Annotated in this window: 21 protein-coding genes; 6 read left to right on the forward strand and 15 right to left on the reverse strand. The window is 56.7% G+C overall.

Going from position 1 to position 21,779, the window contains the following annotated elements; genetic code table 11:
- Window positions 1-10 precede the first annotated feature (10 nt).
- Window positions 11-1,816, reverse strand: coding sequence for a sigma-54-dependent Fis family transcriptional regulator (locus SPL01S_RS06355; protein WP_063198365.1), 1,806 nt, complete (start codon window positions 1,814-1,816; stop codon window positions 11-13).
- A 276-nt stretch (window positions 1,817-2,092) separates the two neighbouring features.
- Between SPL01S_RS06355 and exaC the strand changes: the two genes are divergently transcribed.
- Window positions 2,093-3,613: an acetaldehyde dehydrogenase ExaC gene (gene exaC / locus SPL01S_RS06360; protein ID WP_062870823.1), complete on the forward strand. Its 1,521-nt coding sequence runs from the start codon at window positions 2,093-2,095 to the stop codon at window positions 3,611-3,613.
- Window positions 3,614-3,659: 46 nt separating this feature from the next.
- Window positions 3,660-4,685: an alcohol dehydrogenase AdhP gene (gene adhP / locus SPL01S_RS06365; protein ID WP_063198295.1), complete on the forward strand. Its 1,026-nt coding sequence runs from the start codon at window positions 3,660-3,662 to the stop codon at window positions 4,683-4,685.
- 9 nt (window positions 4,686-4,694) lie between these two features.
- Here the strand turns inward: adhP and SPL01S_RS06370 are convergent, their stop codons facing one another.
- From SPL01S_RS06370 to SPL01S_RS06385, 5 genes are all read right to left on the reverse strand, one after another.
- Window positions 4,695-5,723: a zinc-binding metallopeptidase family protein gene (locus SPL01S_RS06370; protein ID WP_063198298.1), complete on the reverse strand. Its 1,029-nt coding sequence runs from the start codon at window positions 5,721-5,723 to the stop codon at window positions 4,695-4,697.
- Between the two features lie 96 nt (window positions 5,724-5,819).
- A complete protein-coding gene (locus SPL01S_RS06375) occupies window positions 5,820-6,026 on the reverse strand; it encodes a hypothetical protein (RefSeq protein WP_013812896.1) in 207 nt (68 codons plus the stop codon).
- Window positions 6,027-6,067: 41 nt separating this feature from the next.
- Window positions 6,068-6,166 carry a YoaK family small membrane protein gene (locus SPL01S_RS25165; protein WP_147424934.1) on the reverse strand — a complete coding sequence of 33 codons (99 nt, stop codon included), beginning with the start codon at window positions 6,164-6,166 and terminating at the stop codon, window positions 6,068-6,070.
- Between the two features lie 364 nt (window positions 6,167-6,530).
- Window positions 6,531-8,285, reverse strand: coding sequence for an ATP-binding cassette domain-containing protein (locus SPL01S_RS06380; RefSeq protein WP_063198300.1), 1,755 nt, complete (start codon window positions 8,283-8,285; stop codon window positions 6,531-6,533).
- Between the two features lie 245 nt (window positions 8,286-8,530).
- Window positions 8,531-9,634, reverse strand: coding sequence for a succinylglutamate desuccinylase/aspartoacylase family protein (locus SPL01S_RS06385; protein ID WP_063198302.1), 1,104 nt, complete (start codon window positions 9,632-9,634; stop codon window positions 8,531-8,533).
- Between the two features lie 14 nt (window positions 9,635-9,648).
- Between SPL01S_RS06385 and SPL01S_RS06390 the strand changes: the two genes are divergently transcribed.
- A complete protein-coding gene (locus tag SPL01S_RS06390; protein WP_062790820.1) occupies window positions 9,649-10,104 on the forward strand; it encodes an Lrp/AsnC family transcriptional regulator in 456 nt (151 codons plus the stop codon).
- 6 nt (window positions 10,105-10,110) lie between these two features.
- Here the strand turns inward: SPL01S_RS06390 and SPL01S_RS06395 are convergent, their stop codons facing one another.
- The 5 genes from SPL01S_RS06395 to SPL01S_RS06415 form a co-directional block, all read right to left on the reverse strand.
- Window positions 10,111-10,833, reverse strand: a complete 723-nt coding sequence (locus tag SPL01S_RS06395; protein ID WP_062870819.1) for an ABC transporter permease — start codon at window positions 10,831-10,833, stop codon at window positions 10,111-10,113.
- Window positions 10,833-11,525 (reverse strand): ABC transporter permease, encoded by a 693-nt coding sequence (locus tag SPL01S_RS06400; RefSeq protein WP_004944436.1) that lies wholly within the window; start codon window positions 11,523-11,525, stop codon window positions 10,833-10,835. The genes SPL01S_RS06395 and SPL01S_RS06400 overlap by 1 nt, the downstream gene beginning before the upstream one ends.
- A 55-nt stretch (window positions 11,526-11,580) precedes the next feature.
- Window positions 11,581-12,354, reverse strand: coding sequence for an ABC transporter substrate-binding protein (locus SPL01S_RS06405; protein WP_004944430.1), 774 nt, complete (start codon window positions 12,352-12,354; stop codon window positions 11,581-11,583).
- Between the two features lie 27 nt (window positions 12,355-12,381).
- Window positions 12,382-13,143 carry a dimethylarginine dimethylaminohydrolase family protein gene (locus tag SPL01S_RS06410; protein WP_063198304.1) on the reverse strand — a complete coding sequence of 254 codons (762 nt, stop codon included), beginning with the start codon at window positions 13,141-13,143 and terminating at the stop codon, window positions 12,382-12,384.
- Between the two features lie 160 nt (window positions 13,144-13,303).
- Window positions 13,304-14,242, reverse strand: coding sequence for a LysR family transcriptional regulator (locus tag SPL01S_RS06415; RefSeq protein WP_006325232.1), 939 nt, complete (start codon window positions 14,240-14,242; stop codon window positions 13,304-13,306).
- A 96-nt stretch (window positions 14,243-14,338) separates the two neighbouring features.
- On the opposite strand from SPL01S_RS06415, the gene SPL01S_RS06420 reads away from it, so the two are divergent.
- Window positions 14,339-15,556: an MFS transporter gene (locus SPL01S_RS06420; RefSeq protein ID WP_063198306.1), complete on the forward strand. Its 1,218-nt coding sequence runs from the start codon at window positions 14,339-14,341 to the stop codon at window positions 15,554-15,556.
- Between the two features lie 38 nt (window positions 15,557-15,594).
- On the opposite strand, the gene SPL01S_RS06425 is transcribed toward SPL01S_RS06420, so the two are convergent.
- From SPL01S_RS06425 to SPL01S_RS06435, 3 genes are all read right to left on the reverse strand, one after another.
- Complete coding sequence (locus SPL01S_RS06425; protein WP_063198307.1) at window positions 15,595-16,518, reverse strand: substrate-binding domain-containing protein; 924 nt, start codon at window positions 16,516-16,518, stop codon at window positions 15,595-15,597.
- Between the two features lie 93 nt (window positions 16,519-16,611).
- A complete protein-coding gene (locus SPL01S_RS06430; protein ID WP_063198309.1) occupies window positions 16,612-17,391 on the reverse strand; it encodes a TIM barrel protein in 780 nt (259 codons plus the stop codon).
- Complete coding sequence (locus tag SPL01S_RS06435; protein WP_063198311.1) at window positions 17,391-18,407, reverse strand: Gfo/Idh/MocA family oxidoreductase; 1,017 nt, start codon at window positions 18,405-18,407, stop codon at window positions 17,391-17,393. The genes SPL01S_RS06430 and SPL01S_RS06435 overlap by 1 nt, the downstream gene beginning before the upstream one ends.
- Before the next feature lie 195 nt (window positions 18,408-18,602).
- Between SPL01S_RS06435 and SPL01S_RS06440 the strand changes: the two genes are divergently transcribed.
- Window positions 18,603-20,561 (forward strand): sigma-54-dependent Fis family transcriptional regulator, encoded by a 1,959-nt coding sequence (locus tag SPL01S_RS06440; RefSeq protein WP_063198313.1) that lies wholly within the window; start codon window positions 18,603-18,605, stop codon window positions 20,559-20,561.
- A 67-nt stretch (window positions 20,562-20,628) separates the two neighbouring features.
- On the forward strand, window positions 20,629-20,922 hold the full coding sequence (locus SPL01S_RS06445) for an Rdx family protein (RefSeq protein ID WP_063198314.1): 294 nt from the start codon (window positions 20,629-20,631) through the stop codon (window positions 20,920-20,922).
- Here SPL01S_RS06445 and SPL01S_RS06450 read toward each other — a convergent pair.
- Window positions 20,919-21,737: a heme/hemin ABC transporter substrate-binding protein gene (locus SPL01S_RS06450; RefSeq protein WP_062870811.1), complete on the reverse strand. Its 819-nt coding sequence runs from the start codon at window positions 21,735-21,737 to the stop codon at window positions 20,919-20,921. The genes SPL01S_RS06445 and SPL01S_RS06450 overlap by 4 nt on opposite strands.
- Window positions 21,738-21,779: the final 42 nt, after the last annotated feature.

The raw sequence follows: 21,779 nt of genomic DNA on the forward strand, positions 1-21,779 counted from the left end.
TTAAGATCCTTCAATCTGCACCAAGGCGCTTTTTCTCCATTTTGCGATAAAGCGTGCTGCGCGATACGCCCAGTAATTTGGCCGCCTGGCTGATGTTGCCGTTGGCATTTCTGATGGCGGCGAACACCTCCGGCTCGGTTTGCGAAACGGCGTTGGCCTCCGCGCAAAGCGGCGGCAACGCGTTGAACTGTTCCGGCAGATCCTCAAGGGCAATCAGGTTGTCGTCATCCGCCAACGCCAGCAGCACCTTCAGCGTACTCAACAGCTGCCGCACATTGCCGGGCCACGAATAGCGGGCCAATGCGGCCAGCGCGTCCGGCGCCAGCCTGATGCCGCGCTTATCGGCGCCCAGCTCATGCCAAAGGCTGAGAATGAAGCGATCGACATGCGCCCGCTGCCGCAACGGTGAAATGCACAGGCTGAACTCCTGAATGCGGTACAGCAGATCCTCGCGGAATTCCCCCGCCGCCACCAGGGTGTTCAGATTGCGGTTGGTGGCGCAGATCAGCGAAAAATCTACCGAACAGGCGTGGCGGCTGCCCAGCGGGGTGACAGTTTTTTCCTGCAGTACGCGCAGCAACCGCGTTTGCAGGCTCAGCGGCATATCGCCAATCTCGTCCAGGAACAGCACCCCGCCGTCGGCCTCCCTGATCTTGCCGGCATAGCCTTTGGGATTGGCGCCGGTAAAGGCACCGGGCGCATAACCAAACAGCTCGGATTCGATCAGGTTTTCAGGCAGCGCCGCGCAGTTGATCGCCACGAAGTTGCCCTCCCGCCATTTGCTTTCCTGGAACAGCCGCCGGCTGAAGTGCTCTTTGCCGCAGCCGGTTTCCCCGGTAATGCACAGCGCAAGGCCGGCGTTCAGGATACGCAACGCTTTCTGTTTGTCTGCGCCGTCCCGATCAAAAGGCTGAACAAAAGGCCTGACGACATGCGAATGCCGCTCTGGCATCTCCAGCAGCGAGTAATAACGGCGACGGTTGGCCGCCCGTGTCTGACAGGGTGCATCCAGCGTCTGTCGCGACAGCTCCGGGAACAGCGTGGCGAAATCCAGCGCCCCAAAGGACGCCGGTGAAAGGTTAAATTCTTGCATCGCCAGCCGGTTGGCGGCAGTAAGAACGTCATCGCGGAAGACCAGGATCAGTTCGTGCGCAGTACCGAGAGTATGCGCATCGCTGTGCAGGCTGAGTGTCCAGTGTTGATCCGTGACGGTGCTCTTCACCCATTGATGTTCAATGTGCCGAACCGCCTGCAGAATCAGTGACCGGGCATCGCCGTACGGGCGTTGCACCGGCGTCGAGATATCCAGCACCCCACCAATTTGCCCGTCGGGCCGAAAAATCGGTGCGGCGGAGCAATAAAGCCCCGCGTTCTGATTAAGAAAATGCTCGTCGCCATTCACCTCGCACAACTCTCCCAGCGCCAGCGCGGTGCCGATCGCGTTGGTGCCGCGCTCTTGCTCCCCCCACTGATTGCCCGGTGCCAATGCTATGCGCGACGCCTTGCGCAAGAAATGGGTATTGCCGCAGGTCTCCAACACCAGTCCGCTGGCGTCAGACACCACAATGATGGAAGGTTGTCGGTTGATTTCGCCCCCCAGACGCGCGATCAGCGGCTGGGCCAGTTGCGCCACCCAGCCGTTTTGCCCGCGCACTTCATTCAGCACGGCGGGCCGAACAAAAGGAACGTGGTCGTCGGCCCGGCTCAGCCCGTAGTGTTGGCTGCGCCGCCAGGACTCTGACAGTGGGCTGGGGAGAGGCCTGCTTTCATGGTCGGAGGCGAACCCCGTTACGGCTGTCCGTTCTTTATGCAACATGACTTTCTCCCGCGCAAAAGTGTTGCATTTATGTATCATGAATGTGTCTCATGCGTTGCGACATGGAACACAAAAAATAATAGAAATGAATGATAAATCACCGTTTTTATTGCCGACTGCGGGTATTTATTCTCATTAACTTAATGATATTAAATGGGTTAACAAATAAACACCTCAAGAATGGAACAATGTGGCATAGGCAATGCTTATGTTTAGGCACGGTGCCACAGCCTGGCATCCCTCCTACAGCCCGTGTTCCTTTGAGAGGTGTTTAACATGAAATATGTCCATCCCGGTTTGCCTGGCTCGCTGGTTTCTTTCAAACAACGCTACGGCAACTACATTGGCGGCAAATTTGTCGAACCCGTTTCCGGTAACTACTTTACCGACACCACCCCGGTAACCGGGAAAACTGTCGCCGAGTTCCCGCGCTCCGACGCGCAGGACATTGAGCGGGCGCTGGATGCAGCGCACGCCGCTGCTGAGGACTGGGGAAACACCAGCGCACAAAACCGCGCCAACGTGATGCTAGCCATCGCGGATCGCATGGAATCGCAGCTGGAAATGCTGGCGCTGACCGAAAGCTGGGACAACGGCAAGCCGATCCGCGAAACGCTGAATGCGGACATCCCGCTGGCGATCGATCATTTCCGCTACTTCGCCGGTTGCCTGCGCGCGCAGGAAGGCACCGCTACAGAGATTGACCAAAACACCCTGGCCTATCATATTTACGAGCCGCTGGGCGTAGTTGGGCAGATTATCCCGTGGAACTTCCCGCTGCTGATGGCGGCCTGGAAACTGGCCCCGGCGCTGACCGCCGGTAACTGCGTGGTGCTCAAACCCGCAGAACAGACCCCGCTCAGCATTTGCGTGCTGCTGGAGCTGATTGGCGATCTGCTGCCGCCGGGCGTGCTCAACGTGGTTCACGGCTTTGGCAAAGAGGCCGGCGAAGCACTGGCGACCAGCAAGCGCATCGACAAAATCGCCTTTACCGGTTCAACCCCGGTGGGCAGGCATATCCTGGCCTGCGCGGCGGAGAATATCATTCCCAGCACCGTGGAACTGGGCGGGAAATCGCCCAATATCTTCTTTGAAGACATCATGCAGGCCGAACCGGAGTTTATCGACAAGGCGGTTGAGGGGCTGATCCTCGGTTTCTTCAATCAGGGTGAAGTCTGCACCTGCCCTTCACGCGCGCTGATCCAGGAGTCAATCTACCCGCAATTTATGGAGAAAGTGCTGGCGCGCATCACCACTATTCGCCAGGGCGACCCGTTTGACACCGACACCATGATCGGCGCGCAGGCGTCCCAACAGCAGTTCGACAAGATCCTCTCTTACATCGAAATCGCCAAAAACGAAGGCGGGAAAATCATCGCCGGCGGCGAGCGCACCAGCCAGGAACAGACGTTGCAGCAAGGTTTTTATCTCCAGCCAACGCTCATCACCGGTAATAACAGCATGCGCTTCTTCCGTGAAGAGATCTTTGGGCCGGTCATCGGCATCACCACCTTCAAAGACGAAGCCGAAGCGCTGGCGCTGGCCAACGACACCGAGTTCGGGCTGGGCGCAGGCCTGTGGACCCGTGACAGCAACCGCGCCTATCGCATGGGGCGTGCCATCAAAGCCGGACGCGTCTGGACCAACTGTTATCACCTCTACCCGGCGCATGCCGCCTTCGGCGGTTATAAAAACTCCGGCGTCGGTCGCGAAACGCACAAGGTGGCGCTGTCGCATTACCAGCAGGTGAAAAACCTGTTGGTGAGTTATGACGCCAAACCGCAAGGCCTGTTTTAACTGAAGATTGCCCTGTTCCAACCCTACAACTTCTCGAGGTCTGAAAATGAAAACGATGAAAGCTGCTGTGGTGACTGCGTTTGGACAACCGTTAGTGATTAAAGAGGTCCCGATCCCGGAGATCGCGCCCGGAAAAATCCTGGTGAAAATTGCCGCCACCGGGGTGTGCCATACCGATCTGCACGCCGCCGACGGTGACTGGCCGATCAAACCCAACCCTCCTTTTATTCCTGGGCATGAGGGCTCCGGTCACGTCGTGGCGGTGGGCGCCGGCGTTACCCACGTAAAAGAGGGTGATCGCGTAGGAGTGCCCTGGCTTTACTCTGCCTGCGGGCACTGTGAACACTGTCTCGGCGGCTGGGAAACGCTGTGTCATTCCCAGCAAAACTCGGGCTATTCGGTTAACGGCAGCTTTGCCGAATACTGCCTGGCCGATGCCAATTACGTGGGTATTCTGCCCGATAACGTCGATTTTCTGTCTATCTCACCGATCCTCTGTGCCGGCGTCACCGTCTATAAAGGCCTGAAAATGACCAATACCAAGGCCGGCGACTGGGTGGTCATTTCCGGCATCGGCGGTCTTGGGCATCTGGCGATCCAATACGCCACCGCTATGGGGTTGAACGTGGCGGCGGTCGATATTGACGATGACAAGCTGGCCTTCGCCAAAAGCCTGGGCGCTTCGGTGGTGGCTAACGCGCGAAACGTCGATCCTGGCCGCTTTTTCCATCAGGAATTCGGTGGCGCGCACGGCGTGCTGGTGACGGCGGTATCGCCAAAGGCCTTTGAACAGGCGACCACCGTGATGCGACGTGGCGGTACCATGGTATTGAATGGCCTGCCGCCGGGCAGTTTTGACCTTTCAATCTTCAATATGGTGCTGGAAGGCACGACGGTGCGCGGTTCGATTGTCGGTACGCGCAAGGATCTGCAAGAGGCACTGGACTTTGCCGGCCGTAAGAAAGTCGCGGCAACCATCTCGGTAGAGCCGCTGGATCAAATCAACGACATCTTCGGCCGCATGCGCGAGGGCAAAATCACCGGTCGCGTGGTGGTGGATATGTCGCTTTAAGTCAACGCATCAGGGCACTGGTTGATCGGTGCCCTTTTTATTCGCGTCGGCAATGGTCTGGTGAATAAATCGCATTTTTTCCAGCACCGGTGCAGGCAACACAAAGGGGTAAAGATCGGCATGCCCCATCGAACGATTGAGCTGATTCAGCGCCCAGGAGACCGGTAGCCACTGCCCGATCAGGCGATCAAAATCCGGGGTTTCATCTGAATGGTTGAAAGCGGCGTCTGGCGCGGCAAAACCGTAAGCCGCGGCCGTGTCCAGGGTGTCGCGAATATGCAGATAATGAGCAAAGGTTTCCGCCCAGTCCTCCGCAGCGTGCATGGTGGCATAAGCGGAAACGTAACATTCATGCCAACCTTCCGGGGCGCCCTGCCGGTAGTGCCGATCGAGCGCCTGCTGGTAATCCGCATCCGGGTCGCCAAACAGATCGACAAACGCCTGCCGCTGTTCGGGCTGAATGATCAACAGGCTGTAATAATAATGCCCCACCTCATGGCGGAAGTGACCCAGTAACGTACGGTAAGGTTCGCCCATGGAAACGCGCAGTTGCTCACGGTGAACGTCATCCCCCTCCTCCAAATCCAGCGTAATTACGCCGTTCGCATGGCCGGTGAGCACCTGGCGCCGCTCGCTGGAAAGCAACTCGAAGATCAGCCCGTTGTTCGGATCGTCATTTTTACTGACGATCGGCAGGCCCAGTTCGGTCAACTCCAGTATCAGGCGGCGTTTAGCCGTTTCGGCTTCGGCAAACAGCGGGAGCGCTTCCGCATCATCATCCGCCGGGCGGGTTTGGGTCAGACGACACGACGCACACAGATCCCCTTCTTGCTCCACCAGCCAGTTGCACTGCGCAATATGCATATTGGCGCACAGGTGCCCCGGTTCCGGCTCATCGTCGCTCACAGGGTCAGACGCCGCGATCACCACCAATCTCCGGCCAGGCAAATCGAAACCCAAAGAGCTTGAGCAAGACAAACACAGCGAGTTTTCAAACGACAGCTGCTGCCCGCAGTTCGGGCAAGAAAAGTTACGCATGATCAGGCTTCCTTAGCGGCAGAGGACGTGTGGGCGCTGGCGCCAGAGACAGGTTAAGGGTAGCCAGACGGGCTTGGATTAGTCAAACGACCCGATTCAGACTTTGGTCTTGGTTTTGGTGATTTTTGTCGCTTTGGCGGGATTGCCGGCAACGAATTCCAGCGTTGGCGAATAGTAAAAAGGCAACCAGGCATGGTAACTGCTTTCCCACTCCCACTTGACGGGGCAAGGCCACAGAATATCTTCATACAAAATGTAATAGACCCATCGCCCATGCGGGCGGCGCGGTTTTGCTGTGCTCATAGACACTGACTTCTCTGGCCCGATCGATTACATGATGGCGCTCAACCGCCCGGAGTGGCATAACCGCCGACAATAAACAGGGTCAGCAGAGCCACGGCCGCAACAATAATCGCAATAGGGAAAAAATAACCGATCTTCATTTTTAATTCTCTTTGTCATCAGGCGCTACGGGACTACAAGCGAATTTAACATGGACGGTGGTCGGCTAGCCATCTTTCCCGCTATTCATGTATCCATTGATGGGCTAATCAGTGCGGCCACCAGCCTTTAGCCTGTTGAAACTTATTGGACCTCTCTGGGGTAGACAACATGAATATTGGCCATCATTGGCGCAGGCGGGATTGGGGTAGCTATCGCTCGTCGTTTCTGGTTTGGATGAGATAGTGATTTTGGCGGCTTACTTTGCTTGACCCGGATGCCGGGTTCGTTACCGGCAGCGATCTGCTGATAGACGGCGACGGCGCACCAACTGGCTGGTCACCGATGTGGCGGTGAGTGTTACTATCATCCCGCCTCTCTCATAGCCTCTTGACGCAGGATCGATTGGATATACGTATTTGTGCGTTTTAACGCAACAAAATCACCTCTATCAACGATACGACCTTTTTCGATGACTATAATTTCATCAGAAAAATCGAAAGTAGAGCTCCGGTGGCTGATGTTACATATCATTGCATGGGGATAACTGCGTTTAATATTTGCTATCACTCCCCTCTCATTGATGACATCAAGTGCCGAGGTGATTTCATCAAGAATAATAATTCTGGGGTTCCTTAAAAATAAGCGCGCCAGAGATAGCCGCTGACGCTGACCGCCTGAAAGCGTCATGCCATTGTCACCAATTTTGATATCCAGTAAACTCGTACCGTTATCACTCGCCAGATCGTCGAGTCTTGCCAAGTTCAACGCCAGGATTAATTGATCATCAGTGGCTTCAGGACAGGCAATTTTGAGATTAAATCTCAGCGTATCCATAAAGACATAATCATTTTGCGATATATGAAAAATCACCTCCGCCCGCTCTCTTGCTGAAAGCTGATTAATGTCTCTATCATTGATAAAAATGTCACCTTGCTTGGTTTCAATCTGGCCGGCCATGAGTTTTGCAATGGTACTTTTTCCTGAGCCACTGCTGCCAGTCAGAGTAACAAAACACCCTTTGGTAATTTCCAGATTGAGATTGTTAATAATATATTCATCTGCATTTTCATACGAAAAAAACACATTTACCATTTTTAACGAATCAACAGTCCCAGCCCAAGGTTGGCCCACACTATCTCCCTTGGTCATACCAAAAAACGATTGTATAAAACCATGCAGGGATATCGTCGATTTTTGTAGTGCAGTGTACATTGAACCAATATTTTCCAGAGGAGATGATAGCAATAATATATAGGATGAAATCATAATAAAATGGCTTATATTTATGTTGCCAATAGCAGTCTGATACAGAGAGTAGATAAATGACGATCCAAAAAAAACAATATTACAAGCAGACTCAATCAACAGGAATCGCATATCTTCCTTTAAAAGTCGCTCATGCTTGGTTTCGATATTGCTTAAAAGCTTCTCGTAACGACCAAATAGATAATCATATGAATTACATACTTTGGCTGCCCCCATATTTTTCACACTATCGGTGATGAGACTGTAATTTTTTACTGAGGTTGTATAGAAGTCATTGTATAGCTCTACAATTCCAGGATTAAAAGTTCTTTTGATAATAAAGTAAATCGAGAAGTAAATTATAAAAAGAGCAGCAACAATATAGTCCCCAGAGGAAATTATGATGATAATGCTGAATATCAACTGCAGCAAGGGAGGTATAAAGTTATGTGAAATATTTCTTAGTACGACAGTCAACTCATCTATAGCCTGATTCAGACGCTGTGTGACATCACCTGTATTTTCATTGTTCTTTATAGCATTGTCATCATAAAATAAATTTTTGAAATAATCATTCGTCATACTTATTACAAGGTTATTTTTCAAGGAAGTTAGCAATATGAAATTTAACGCTGAAGACAGTTTTCTCAAACTCATAACAACAATGTAGCTTAGCGCAAGCAAGTAAATGACAACTGGAAAATCAAGCTGTTTACTGTCAATTACGCCAACCAATTTCGCCATAATAACCGGCTGCATGGAAATCAAGATGGTAGAAAAGAATGAAATCGCTATAATGACGAAAAACTTGATTTTTACGGGTAAGTCGGAAGTTTGTTTAAAGTATCTAAGTATAAACCAAAACTTGTTCATCCAGGTTCCAAATTGATTCAATTTTGATTAGAGCCCGCCATGTTTCTTCTTTTATTCCTTCATACTGAGGGTAGCTCAGTCGTAGCAACTTAATCACATTCCCTTGTAATAAGTAGCTTTTCATAAAATACTCCATTAGTGTCACATTCCTGATTAGTTTAAACATCCTAATCTATTCATTTGACACCCACATTTCATATTTATTACTTTTTTTCTAACGGTACTGCTCTACTAATGGCCCCTTCTCACGACGCCAGGCCACCGCCGCCTTTATAGGGCGTTTTACCGGCGATCTTCATGATCTCCGCCCCCAGGGTGACGAAGGGTGCGCGGCGGCTGGCATAGATTAGCCCGCCCGCCTGGGCACGCACCGCTTTTACCGTATCGGTGATCGGGTCAATGATTTCCGCCACGGCTTCATCCGCCTCCACCCACTCACCCGGCTGGCGCAACGGCAGCAGAATGCCGCTGGCGGGCGCGGTAACAATCTCCCCGGCGGCAAACGGCAACATGGCGACATCCAACTGAGGTATTGCCGGCGGCTCGCCCGCAATTGCACCACGGTGCTGCAAATAACGATAGAGACGTTCGGCATCGTTGCCGGCCAATTGGTGCCCGATATCCTGTTGCCCGCGCAGTTCCAGCGTGACCGCCATGCAGCCGGGTTGCAGGTTTAACGCGGGATGCCGCTGCGCCAGCCGATGCCACGGCAGCCCACAGGCTTCGTCAAACGAGCCGCCCCCGCTGTCTTGCGAAAGCAGCACCGCGCCGATCCCCATACAGCGCGCCAGATCTTCCGCCTGCTCGCGCCAGGCCGGGTCGGCATACATATGCAATATCGCGCGGTCATCGCAATGCAGGTCCAGCACCACATCGGCATCGCAGGCCAGTAACAGCAATTGCCGGCGCAGGGCTTCCACCTCGCTGCGGTCCGGCATAGCGTGCAAGGCTTCGCGCATCGCAGCGCGTACCTGCGGCACGGCAGGCTCCGACGAGGCAAAAGCCTCCTGGTGCAGCAACAGAGCCAGATCGGGAAAGTCGCGGTTGAAATTGCGGCCACTGACCAGATCAAACCGCCCGACGCCGCCGTTGAGCAGCACCTGCGCCAGCCCCAGCGGGTTGGCGATCGGGACAATGATTATTTCACTTTGCAGTTCACCGCGCCGTTCCGCCTGGCTGAGTAATCTTTTAAGATAATGCAGCACCAGCATGCCTGGCAGTTCGTCGGCATGCAGACCGGCCTGCAGGTAAATCTTTTCGCCCAGGCCGGGCTGGCCGAAATGAAAACTGGTGAATTGGCGCTGCCCACCCAGGGCATGTTCAGGTAACTTATGATGTTTACTTTTCATTGGACGTCCTATCTGTGGAAAAGAAAGCCCGGCTTGATCGAATCGACAAAAAAATCCTTGAAATACTGTGCCGGGATGGCCGCATTTCCTATCAAAAGCTCTCCGAGCAGGTCAACCTGACCGCTCGCCCCTGCCAGGAACGGGTACGCGGGCTGGAGCGCGACGGCATTATCCGTGGCTACCGCGCCATTATCGAACTGCCGGAACCGGAGCATGCCTTTGTGATACAGGCGCAAATCGCGCTGGCCGATCATGGCCATTCCCAACCCGCATTCGAGCAGGAAATGCGCAATACCCCAGAGGTGCTGGATTGCTGGCTGGTCAGCGGCAGTTTCGATTTTCTGGTGCGCATCGGTTGCCGCAGCATGGAAAGCTACCGACTGCTGGCCGACGCCTGGCTGACCAGCAAAAAATTCCGGGTGGATAAAATCGTTACCCTGACCGAGTTGCAATCCATCAAGCGCTCCTGAGCCGCCTCAGTCACGGCGGATAAAGGCCAGCCAGCGCCGTTCTGCCCGTGAAAACAGGAAGATCAGCAGGAAGGTGCAAAGCAGATAAAGTGCCGCCGCCATCAGGAAGGGAATAAACGGCGAATAGGTGGCGGCGTAAAAAGCGCGTGCCACTCCGGTAATGTCCAGCAGCGTCACCGTGCTTGCCAGCGAGGTGGCGTGCAGCAGAAAGACCATCTCGTTATTCAGCGCAGGAATACCCCGCCGTAACGTCGCCGGCAGCACCAGTCGGCGAATTATCTGCCACTGACTCATGCCAAACGCCTCACCGGCGACCCACTCCTGCCTGGGAAACGTCCCCATCATGCCGGCCAACAGTTCCGCGACGTAAGCGCTGGTATTGAGCACCAACGCCAGCGTGGCGCAAAAGGTGGCGTCACGAAACAGCAGCCAGAAAGGCTGATCGTTCTGCCAGCCCAACTGCACCACGTCGAACTGCGACAGCCCGTAGTAAATCAGCATCAATTGCAGATACAGCGGCGTACTACGGAAAAAATAGGTCACGCAACGGATTAACCAGGACAGCGGGCGCGGGCCATACACCTGGCCGACCGCCATCAGCACCGCCAATAGCAGGCCCGGCACCACCGACAGCAAAAACAGTTTGGCTGTCAGCGCCAGCCCCGTCACATCCGAACCGTCACTCCACAAAAAAGTGGGCGTCACTTCCAGCATATCTTGCAGAGTCATCAGCGTGCTCCTGCAGCGGTCGAGGAAGCCAGAGCGTAGCGGCGCGCCAGCAGGCTAAAGCCCCAACTGGAGATCGCGGTAATCACCATATAGATCAGCGCTACCAGGAAATAGAACAGGAAGGGTTTTTGCGTTGCCCGCCCCGCCTGCTCCGCCAGCCACACCATGTCCTCCAGCCCCAGGATCGAGACCAGCGCCGAGGCTTTCATCAAGCCGAGCCAGTTATTGTTGATCCCGGGAATGGCGAAACTCAGCATTTGCGGCAGCAAGACGCGGCGAAATACCTGCCCTGGGCGCATGCCGTAAGCCATTGCCGCTTCCAGTTGCCCGCGCTCAACGGTGAGAAAAGCGCCGCGAAAGGTTTCCGTGTAGTAAGCGCCAAACACGAAACCAATCGCCAGCACGCCGGAGATAAAGGTGTTGAAGCGCAGCGGCCCCAACCCCAGCAGGCCAAGAAAGCCGTTGACCAGCATTTCGCCGCCAAAGAACAGCAACAGCATAATCACCAGTTCGGGAATGCCGCGCACCAGCGTGGTGTACCCCGTCGATAACCAGCGTAGCCAACGCGGGCCGAACAGCTTGATCAGCGCATTGATCAGGCCGAGCGCCAGCGCCACCGCCAGAGAAACCAGCATCACGCATAACGACAGCGCCGCGCCGTGTGCCAGCAACGGCAAATACTCGATGACCATTCCCGGCCTCCCATACTTGACTTGATGCCGGGCCAGCCGGCGTCAGCGCGCCGGTTTAGCCGCCGTAAATGTCGAAGCTGAAATATTTTTTCTGGATGGCGTCATAGGTGCCGTCGGCACGGATGGCCTTAATGGCGCCGTTGAGCGCGTCACGCAGCGCCGGGTTGTCTTTGCCCACCGCGATGCCCACGTCGGAGGAGATGCTGCTGTCCGTAATCGCCGGGCCGGCGAAGGCAAACTTCTGCCCGCGCGGGGTATCGATAAAGCTGCTGGCCGCCTGGGTATTGTCCTGCAACGACGCATTAATCCGCCCGGACATCAAATCCAGATAGACATTGTCCTGGTTGGCGTAAGAAACGATCTTCACGCCCTGTCCGGCCCAATGTTTTTTCGCATAGGTTTCATGAATGGAGCCGGTCTGCACGCCAACCGTTTTGCCTTTCAGGCTGGCGGCATCCGGCAGCAACGGGCTGCCCTTGCGCGCCACCAGTTGCGCCGAACTGCGGTAGTAGCGATCGGTAAAGTCCACTTCCTTTTTACGCTCGTCGGTGATGGTCAGCGAAGCGATAATGGCATCGAACTTACGCGCATTGAGCGCCGCGATCATGCTTTCAAAAGGCTGTTTGACGAAAACGCATTTGGCATGCAACTGCGTACACAGCGCATTGGCGATATCGATGTCAAAACCGGTGATCTCGCCGCTGGGCGAAAGCACGTCAAAAGGCGGGTAACCGCCGTCGACGCCAAAGCTGATGGTATCGAAAGACTGGGCCGCCGCCGGGCCACCCAGGGCCAGGCTGGTCAGTAGAACCGCTAATGTTTTTTTCATGGCTGAGATCCCCGGTGCAAGAAAGCGCTAGAAACGAAGTGACAGGCAGGTCAGGCCGCCGTCCATTTTTTTAAATTCGCTGGTGTCGAGCTGAACGATAGGCATGCCCAACTTTTCGATTTGGGCCAGCGTGTGCGGGTAACCCCGTGGGGTAATCAAGGTATCGTTGATCCACAGCGTGTTGCCGGCATAGGATTCCGCTTCGGGGATAACGATGGCGTTAAAGCCGCTAAAGGCAGGATGGCGCTGGTAGTCTTCCGTCAGCAACAGGGTGTTGCGGCCAACATAGTTGACGATGGATTTCAGGTGCAGCCCGGCGCTGACGTCAATGGCGGTCACCCGGTAGCCATACGGCTCTACCGCAGCAGCAAACTCGCCAATGCCGGCTTCATCGGTGCGCGCCGTCAGGCCAATAAAAAACTGACGATCGACCAACAGCACGTCGCCGCCGTCAAGGTGGCCGTGCCGGCTCATCCGCACCACCGGGCGCTCGCCTTCAAACAGCGGCGCAATGGTGTCCACCTCACCCTGGCGGCTCGGCGCACCCGGATGGGTGATCACGGCAAGCTCCGGCATTATCACCGCCGTGTCTTCCACAAAGTGAGCGTCCGGGAAGGCCGGGGCCGCCGGTAGCACCGTCACTTTCAGGCCCAGGCGCAGCAAGGTATCCACATAGGCCAAAAACTGACGGCCGGTGGCGGCGATATCCGGTGCGCCCAATTGAGCGGTGGTCTGGCCGCTGCCGCAGCTATCGGCAGGGAGTCTGGCAATGGCTTGAGTAAAGTGCATGGGCGATTCTCTTGAGTGAAATGGACGGTAGGTGTTCTTCGATTATCAAACAGATACCGTCGCCAATCAGGTTGAATCCGCCCGCCGGCACTCTACATTTACGCTGTTTATCGCTCCGCTGACGACCTATTCCGCTGTACGCCGCACGAAGCTGCCGCCCTCACGGCACTGGCGCCTGTGCGCCGGTGATGCGTGGCATCACTTCTTTCATCAACTCGAGGAATTTACGCAACCGCGCCGGATAATAACTGGCATAGGGGTAAAGCAGATAAATCGGCAAGGGCGCGGCGTGCCAATCTGGCATCAACGGGGTAAGCAACCCCTGCTCCAGATCCTGTTTGACCACCCAGGATGACAACATGGCCACCCCCACGCCGTTCAGCGCCGCCTTGCGCACGGCATAAAGGCTGTCGGTACTCAGCCTGGGGACGATGTCAAAACGGTAATCTTCGCCGCTGGCGGTATGCGTCAACGTCACTTCATTGCGATAAAAACTGTTTAGCGCCAGCCAGGGCAACTGCGCCAAATCGCCGATCTGCGCCAGCGGCGTATGGCGTGCCAGCAGTTCAGGCGCGGCCACCACAATGCGCGGCACCTGCGCCAACAGCACCGCAACCACCGAAGGATCGGTCACCGCACCGACGTGGATCGCGCAGTCCACGCCTTCCGGAATGAAATCGGGCGAATGATCGTTGAGCGTCCACTCTACGCTGGTCTGACGATAGCGTTGCAGGTAATCGCCCAACGGCCCAATCAGCTGATCCTGGCCAAAGGCATGCGGCGCGCGCACCCGCAATACGCCCACGGGTTCATCGCGCACGCCGCGCAGTTCGTCCTCCATGATTTGCCAGTGCTCAATCAGCTTGCGCGCATGCTGATAACAACGCTCGCCGTCGTCCGTCAGCTTCATGGCGTGAGTCGTACGCTGGATTAATTTCACGCCAAGCAGTTGCTCCAGCACCTGGAGACGCCGGCTAATGGTGGGCTGCGAGGTATTCATTTGCGCCGCAGCAGCCGAGAGGCTGCCGCTGTCGACAATGCGCACCAGAGTTTGCAGCATGGCTATACGATCGCCATTGGGAAATGGATTTTTATTCATACGCATTACGTATAACAGTTTTACCCGTGCAGGGGCTACAGTTTCCGCCGAAAACTGGCAAAAATAGCCCCACTTTACTCGTTCTGGATAACCGTCATGAGCCTGATTTCAGCCACTACCACCGCGCCTGACAATGCGCTTTCCGCCAAAATCGTTTTCCTGCTGGCCGCCGGCGCCGGTCTGAGCGTGGCATCCATTTACTACAGCCAGCCGATGCTGAGCATCATGGGCGCTACGTTCCACGCCGGGGTCAGCGATACCGGCATGGTACCCACGCTGACCCAGGCGGGCTATGCACTGGGCATCCTGCTGCTGGCTCCGCTGGGCGACCGTCACGATCGCCGCCAGATCATTCGGATAAAGGGCGTGTTGCTGGCACTCACCCTGCTGATGTGCGGTTTTTCTTCTTCATTTCCGCTGTTGTTGCTCAGCAGTCTGGCGATCGGTTTAGCCGCAACGGTGGCGCAGGACATTATCCCGGCGGCCGCCACGCTCGCTTCAGACGCCAACCGGGGCAAGACGGTGGGCACGGTGATGACCGGGTTGCTGGCCGGCATTTTACTCTCGCGCGTGTTCAGCGGCGTGGTGGCGGAATATTTCGGCTGGCGCAGCGTTTATATGCTGGCGGCATTGGGGGTGCTGGTCATCACACTCACGATCGGCGCAGTGTTGCCGCGCTTTAAACCCAACACCACACTGAGCTACCCTGCGCTGCTGCGCTCATTGGGGAAACTGTGGGCCGACTACCCGGAACTGCGACGTGCGGCGTTGGCTCAGGGCTTGCTGTCGGTCGCCTTCAGCGCTTTCTGGTCGACGCTGGCGGTGATGTTGGCGGAAAAATATCAGCTTGGCAGTGCCGTAGCCGGCGCTTTTGGGCTGGCAGGTGCGGCCGGTGCGCTGGCAGCCCCCCTGGCAGGTATGCTGGCCGATCGTCACGGGCCGGACTACGTCACTAAAATCGGTGCCGCCATGGTGGTGTGTTCATTCGCTCTGATGTTTCTGCTGCCCTGGCTTCCGCTGCCCGCCCAACTGGCGCTCATCGCGCTGAGCGCGGTAGGTTTTGATCTCGGTATCCAGGCGACGCTGGTGGCGCACCAGACCATTATTTACGCCATCAACCCGGCAGCGCGCAGCCGTTTGAATGCCATCCTGTTTACCCTGGTGTTTATCGGTATGGCGAGCGGTGCCGCTCTCGGCAGCAAAGTCCTCGAAAGCGCCGGTTGGCCGGGCGTCGTATTGTTGGCCACGCTGGCGGCAGCGGGCGGTTTGGCGCTGAGAATGCTGGCCAAACGCGCCCCGCGCACCGCCGGTTGAGCAGTAAAATCATCAAGCAATAGCCGCAGAAACCGCGGCTATTGCTGATTGGCGGTCACAAACTCCGCCAGATTCTGCTGAGTGACGGTTTTATAAGGCACCCAGTTGTAAGCCTCGGTCTTTTGCTTTTCCAGCAGTGCCTTGGTGACCTGCACCGCCCCGGTGGCCTGCCCTTTGGCGTCCTGGAAAATGGTCAACACCATGCCGCCGTTCTTAATAAACTGCAGGCCGTCCGGCGTACCGTCAATCCCCGCCACCAGGATGCTTTTGTTTTTAGCCTGGTTCAGCGCCATGATGGCGCCAATCGCCATTTCATCGTTATTGGCGGCGATAGCGTCGATCGGGCGGCCGTTCAGCAACCATCCGGATACCACATCCACCGCTTCATTGCGCTGCCATTTGGCGGTCTGCTTTTCCAGTACCTTCATGTCCTTATACCTGGCGATCACCTCTTCCACCGCGCGGGTGCGTTCACGCGCCTCTTCGTTGGACAGCGCCCCCATCAGGATCGCCACATTGCCGCGATAATTCATCCGTTTCGCCAGCGCCTCCATTTGCAACTTGCCCCCCTCCGCCGAGTCCGATCCCACATACGCCATGGCATTACCCAGCTTAACTTCCGGTTTGCGGTTGACGAAAATCAGCGGGATATGCGCACGTTCGGCGGCATCCATCATCGGTTTCACGCCCTGGGTATCTACCGGGTTGAGGATAATGGCATCCACCCCCAGGTTGATAAAATCGTCCACCTGCTGCACTTGCAGCGCCACGTCGCCTTTTGCATCGACAAACTGGCCGTCCATGTTCAACTGCTTAAGCTCGCTCACCATTTGCGAGCGTAAAATGGACACGAAGTTGAGATCGAAATTGGCCAGCGCGACGCCGACCTTATAGGTTTTCGCCTGGACGTTAAAGGCCATAAACAGGCTAAGTAATATCAACAGCCAGCTTCTGATTTTCATGATGTCATCCTGTAGGTTGAGATAAATTTATTATTAAAATCAATGCATCACTTTTCATCCCGGGCAACAGACCACAGCCCGGGTGTACTGCGGTTATAAAGTGAAATGGTCGCGGAACTGTTGCAGCGCCGCGGTGCTGTCATCGGATGCCCATCCTTCCAATGCCACTACGCCCCGGTAGCCGATCTCGTCCAACGCGCCGGCAATGGCCCGATAGTTGATTTCACCGGTTCCCGGTTGTTGCCGCCCCGGTACGTCGGCCACCTGAATTTCGCCGATCGCCGGCCCGCAACGGCGAATAAGCTCGATGAGATTGCCTTCGCCGATTTGCGCATGATAAAGGTCGAGGTTCATCTTCAGCCCTGGGCTGTTGACCGCCTCAACCAAGGCCAGTGTGTCGCAGGCTTTGGCGAAGGGCGTGCCCGGATGGTCCCGCGGCAGGTTGAGGTTTTCCAGCGTGAACACCTTGCCGGTGCGCTCCCCCCGTTGCGCCAGCTTGCCCAAGGTATCGGCCGCTTTCAGCCACATGGCGCCGGTCACCACCTCCACCGGCTTCACCGGCAAGCCGTTGGGATCCAGGCCGGTGCCGTGCAGATTCAGGCTGGGGCAGTTCAACCGCTGCGCGATGGCGAGCGACTGTTCCGCCGTTTGCAACAGCTGGGCGATATCCTCGTCGTCGGTCAGGTTGCCGGCGAGATAACCGGTCATTGAAGTAAAACGTGCGCCGGTGCCAATCAGCGCATCAAGATCTTTATTTTCCCAGTTCCAGATCTCGACGCCGAAGCCGAGCGCATGAATACGCGCTACCCGTTCAACAAACGGCAGATCGAGAAACACCATCTCGGCGCACACAGACAGCTGATATCCGGCCATTATTGTCTCCCCAGCGTGATCGGTTTGCCCTGCTTCACCGACTCGATGCAGGCCAATGCAATCTCCAGCGCATTGCGGGCATCCTGTCCGGTCGCGCGCGGCGTTTCCCTCTGCTGAACACAGCGGGCGAATTCAGTCAGCTCCGCCACATAAGCGTCATGCAGCAGATCGGTATCCTGACGTGAGGTTTCGATGGCGATGCCGCCGGCGTGATACCGCACGCAGTTATTCAGGTTGATATTGCCCGCCTGCAGCATCCCTTTACTGCCAAATACCTCGCCGCGCACGTCGTAGCCGTAGACCGCCTGGAAGTTGGCTTCTGCGGTAGCGATGGCGCCGTTATCGAAGCGGATAGTCACCACGGCGGTGTCCAGCAACCCTTTATCCTTGAAGTCCGGGCGCACCAGCGCATCCGCCAGCGCGTATACCTCAACCGGCCTGGTGCCCGGGTTGAAGTGCAACAGCGTGTCAAAATCGTGGATCAGCGTTTCCAAAAAAATGGTCCAGGCGGGGATCGGCGCCGGATCGCGCAACTGCGGATCGCGGGTTACCGATCGGGAAAGCTGGGTAACGCCATTTTCCCCCTCCTTCACGGCGGTAATGGCGGCGGCAAAACCGCTGACAAAGCGGCGATTAAACCCCACTTGCAGCACGACACCCGCCTGTTTGGCGGCGGCGATGGCCCGATCCGCTTCGTCCAGCGTGATGGCCATCGGTTTTTCGCAAAACACGTGCTTCCCTGCCTGGGCGGCGGCAATCACCCATTCCGCATGGGTACGCGCCGGGGAAGCAATGACTACCGCATCGATTTCTCTGTCATCCAGCATGCTCTGCAAATCGCTAAAGGCGCTGACGCCCAGTCTGTCCGCCAACCGCTGCGCTGCACCCGGCAGCGGATCGGCCACGGCGGCCAAAACGGCGCCCGGCACGCGCCGCGCCAATGACTCCGCATGGAAAGTGCCCATTCTGCCGGCACCGATCAGGCCAACGCGCAAGTTGTGAGGAGAATGACTCATAGTGATTCCTTATGTGAGTTAACGCCCTTGTCGGGCTACGGAGTTCACTGTGGGTATTGCAAAGGGGATGCCAGCGCGAAAAGGGAGGAATTTGTGAGGCGATGCACAGATAACCGCAACAGAGTGACAACTAAATTGACATGTCAATTTCACATGTCAATAAAATGAACATTACATTCCAAACTGGAGAGCCACATGCACACTGCCGCCGGACTGATGCCGATCAAAGACGAGAGCGACCCGATTTTCAGCCTCCCGGGAGGCCCGGAGGCCAGTGAATGGGATAGCCTGTTTTGGCAAGGCTGGCAGGTTTTTAATGAAGGCGGGCAACCCGGCTGGATCCGCAAGTCGATCCTGCAATCCTGGCAGCGTTCGCGTGAAAACGGCATCGACCCCGAGGAGTTTGTCTATCACTCGCCGCCCGCGGACCGGTTGCAGATGATTCTGGCGCAAAACAGCGAGCTGATTAAGGTGGCGCACGGCATCATGGAAAACCTGCTGGCCTACAACCCTGACGGCCACATCAACCTGACCGACGCCAACGGCGTCACCCTTCACTACTGCGGCGCGGATTTGACACCGGTCGGCAGCATTCTGCGCGAGGAGGTTCAGGGCACCAACTGCACCGCGCGCTGCCTGCGGGAACAGCGCCTGGTGTATGTGTTAAGCGGTGAAAACTGGAAAATGGGCCTGCGTCAGCGCCATCGCCAATGTGCGGCGGCACCGGTGCGTAACGCTGAAGGCGTGATGATCGGCGTGCTGACGCTTACCGCCACGCCGGATAACTTCAACGCCCACACTCTGGGCACCGTGCAAGCGGCTGCGGAGGCCGTCGGCCAACAGTTGCAGTTGTGTCGGCTGCTGGCGGAACAACAGTCCATTCTGGAAACGCTGAATGAAGGCGTTATTGTCTGCGATCGCCACGGCAGGCTGAAAACCGTCAACCGCTATGCGCGCCAGATTTTTGACGGCCTGGAGCCTGGCGACCTGTCCCTCGACGAAGTGCTGCGCCCGCAGTCCGGCTCGTTGCTGACCATGCCGTTTTGTAACGATCGTGAAATGGTCTTTATGCCCGAAGGCAAAGCGACCCTCTCCTGCGTGATTTCGTTGATGCCCGCGCCGGATGACGGCCGGGTGCTCTCCCTGCGCGAGAACCAGCGTATTCGCGCCATTACTCGCCGCGTGATGGGCGTCAGCGCCAGCTATACCTTCGACATGATATACGGCCATTCCAGCCGCATACGGGAAACCATCGCCAAGGCGCGCACCAGCAGCCGCAGCGACAGCACCGTTCTGCTGACCGGCGAGAGCGGAACCGGCAAAGAACTGTTTGCTCAGGCGATCCACAACGGCAGCGCACGCAGCAATGAACCTTTCGTTGCCGTTAACTGCGGTGCCTTGCCGCGCGATCTGGTGCAAAGCGAGCTTTTCGGTTACGTGGATGGCGCCTTTACCGGCTCGCGCCGTGGCGGTTCCGCCGGGAAATTTGAGCTGGCGGATGGCGGTACTCTGCTGCTCGATGAAATCGGCGAAATGCCGCTGGATGCGCAAACCAGTCTGCTGCGCGTGCTGCAGGAGAGCGAAGTGCTGCGGATCGGCGCCACGCACCCGGTGAAGGTCAACGTACGCATCATCGCGGCCACCAATTGCGATCTGGCGCAGGCGGTGGAGAATGGCGCTTTCCGGCGCGATCTGTATTACCGCCTGAACGTCATCTCCCTCTCCGTTCCGCCGCTGCGCGAACGACGGGAAGATATCGCCGGGCTGGTTAACGGCTTCGTGCACAAGCTCTGTACGCGCATGAAAAAAATCCCGCCGCAGGTGTCACCGCAGGCGATGGCCTGCCTTAGCGCCTGGCGTTGGCCGGGCAACGTGCGCGAACTGGAAAACCTGGTGGAACGAATGGTGAACCTGTGCGAAGGGTTGCAGATCGACGTGGGCGACCTGCCTGAGGAAATCACTCGTGATCTCACTGAGCCTGACGCAGCACCTTCTGCCAGGCTGGAAGATAACGAACGTACCCATATCATGCAGGTAATTGGATCCAGTGGCGGCAATCTGCGGCAGGCCGCGCGGCTGCTCGGGCTATCGCGCACCACGCTGTACAATAAAATCAATAAATGGCAGATCGATTTGACCCTGCTGCGCCCCTGATCGGCCGGCTTGACAGGGCTGCGGCGGCACCCGATGATGAAGAAATCTTACCGTCCAGGCCTGCTCAATGAAAACGTCCCCCGCTGTCACCATTCACTATTGTTCGCAATGCAACTGGCTGTTGCGCGCTGCGTGGATGGCGCAAGAATTGCTCCATACCTTCGGCACCGATTTGGCCGCCGTGACGCTGGTTCCCGGCACCGGCGGCATTTATGAGGTCACCGTGGATGGCTTTGTCATCTGGGATCGCAAAACCGAAGGCGGTTTCCCCGACGCGGCCGCACTCAAACAGCGTTTACGCGATCGATGCTTCCCTGAGCGGCCATTAGGCCACGTGGATAACAAAGGCGTTAAAAGTTAAGGCGCGACGGCCTCGGCCGCCTGACGCAATTGCCCTATGGCCGTCGGCATATCCAGGCCAAAACTCAGCAAGGCGTTGTCATCAATCACCAGCAACTGCCGCTGCTTGCCCGCGGGGGTAAACGCCAACCCCGGCAATGCCCAGAGATTCGCTTCTCCGCCCATCCGTTGCAGGCTGGCCTTGCCTATTACCAGCAACTGCGGCGCGGCGGCTACCAGCCCTTCCTGAGTCAACGGCTGATAACGCGTCACGCCAGCCAGGGCATTGTCCAACCCGGCGCTGCGAATGGCGCCCTCTGCTGCGGTGCCGTTACCTGCCCCCATTGCCGCTATGCCAGTATGCGCCATGATAAACAGCACTCTGACCGGCAATCGATGAGTCGGTACGGCGGCGATCTGACGATCCAGTTTGGCCTGCAGGGCTTTCCCCTCTTTTTCTCGCCCCAAGGTGGCGGCAATGACGGCGATCTTTTCGTCGATCGCGCCAAGTTCGGGTTTACCCGTCACCGTCACGACTTTCACCCCAGCCTGTTCGACCTGCCGCAACGCCAAAGAGGGTTGCGCCAGGTCGCTGGCGATCACCAACGAGGGCTTCATCGCCAGGATCCCCTCGGCGTTGAGCTGGCGCATATAACCGACATTCGGCAATGCTGTGGCTTGCGGCGGCTGCTGACTGGTGCTGTCGCGCGCGACCAACGTTTGCCCAGCGCCCAGAGCATAAATAATTTCCGTGACGTCTCCGCCAATCGCGATCACACGTTCGCCGGCAAATACCGAAAACGGCAGCGCCAGTAATCCGATAACCCATGATTTCATTCGAAGTCTCCTTTAAGCGCGGAATGGCCAGCCTCATTAAAG

The organism is Serratia plymuthica NBRC 102599 (assembly GCF_001590925.1).
Taxonomy (GTDB): domain Bacteria; phylum Pseudomonadota; class Gammaproteobacteria; order Enterobacterales; family Enterobacteriaceae; genus Serratia; species Serratia plymuthica.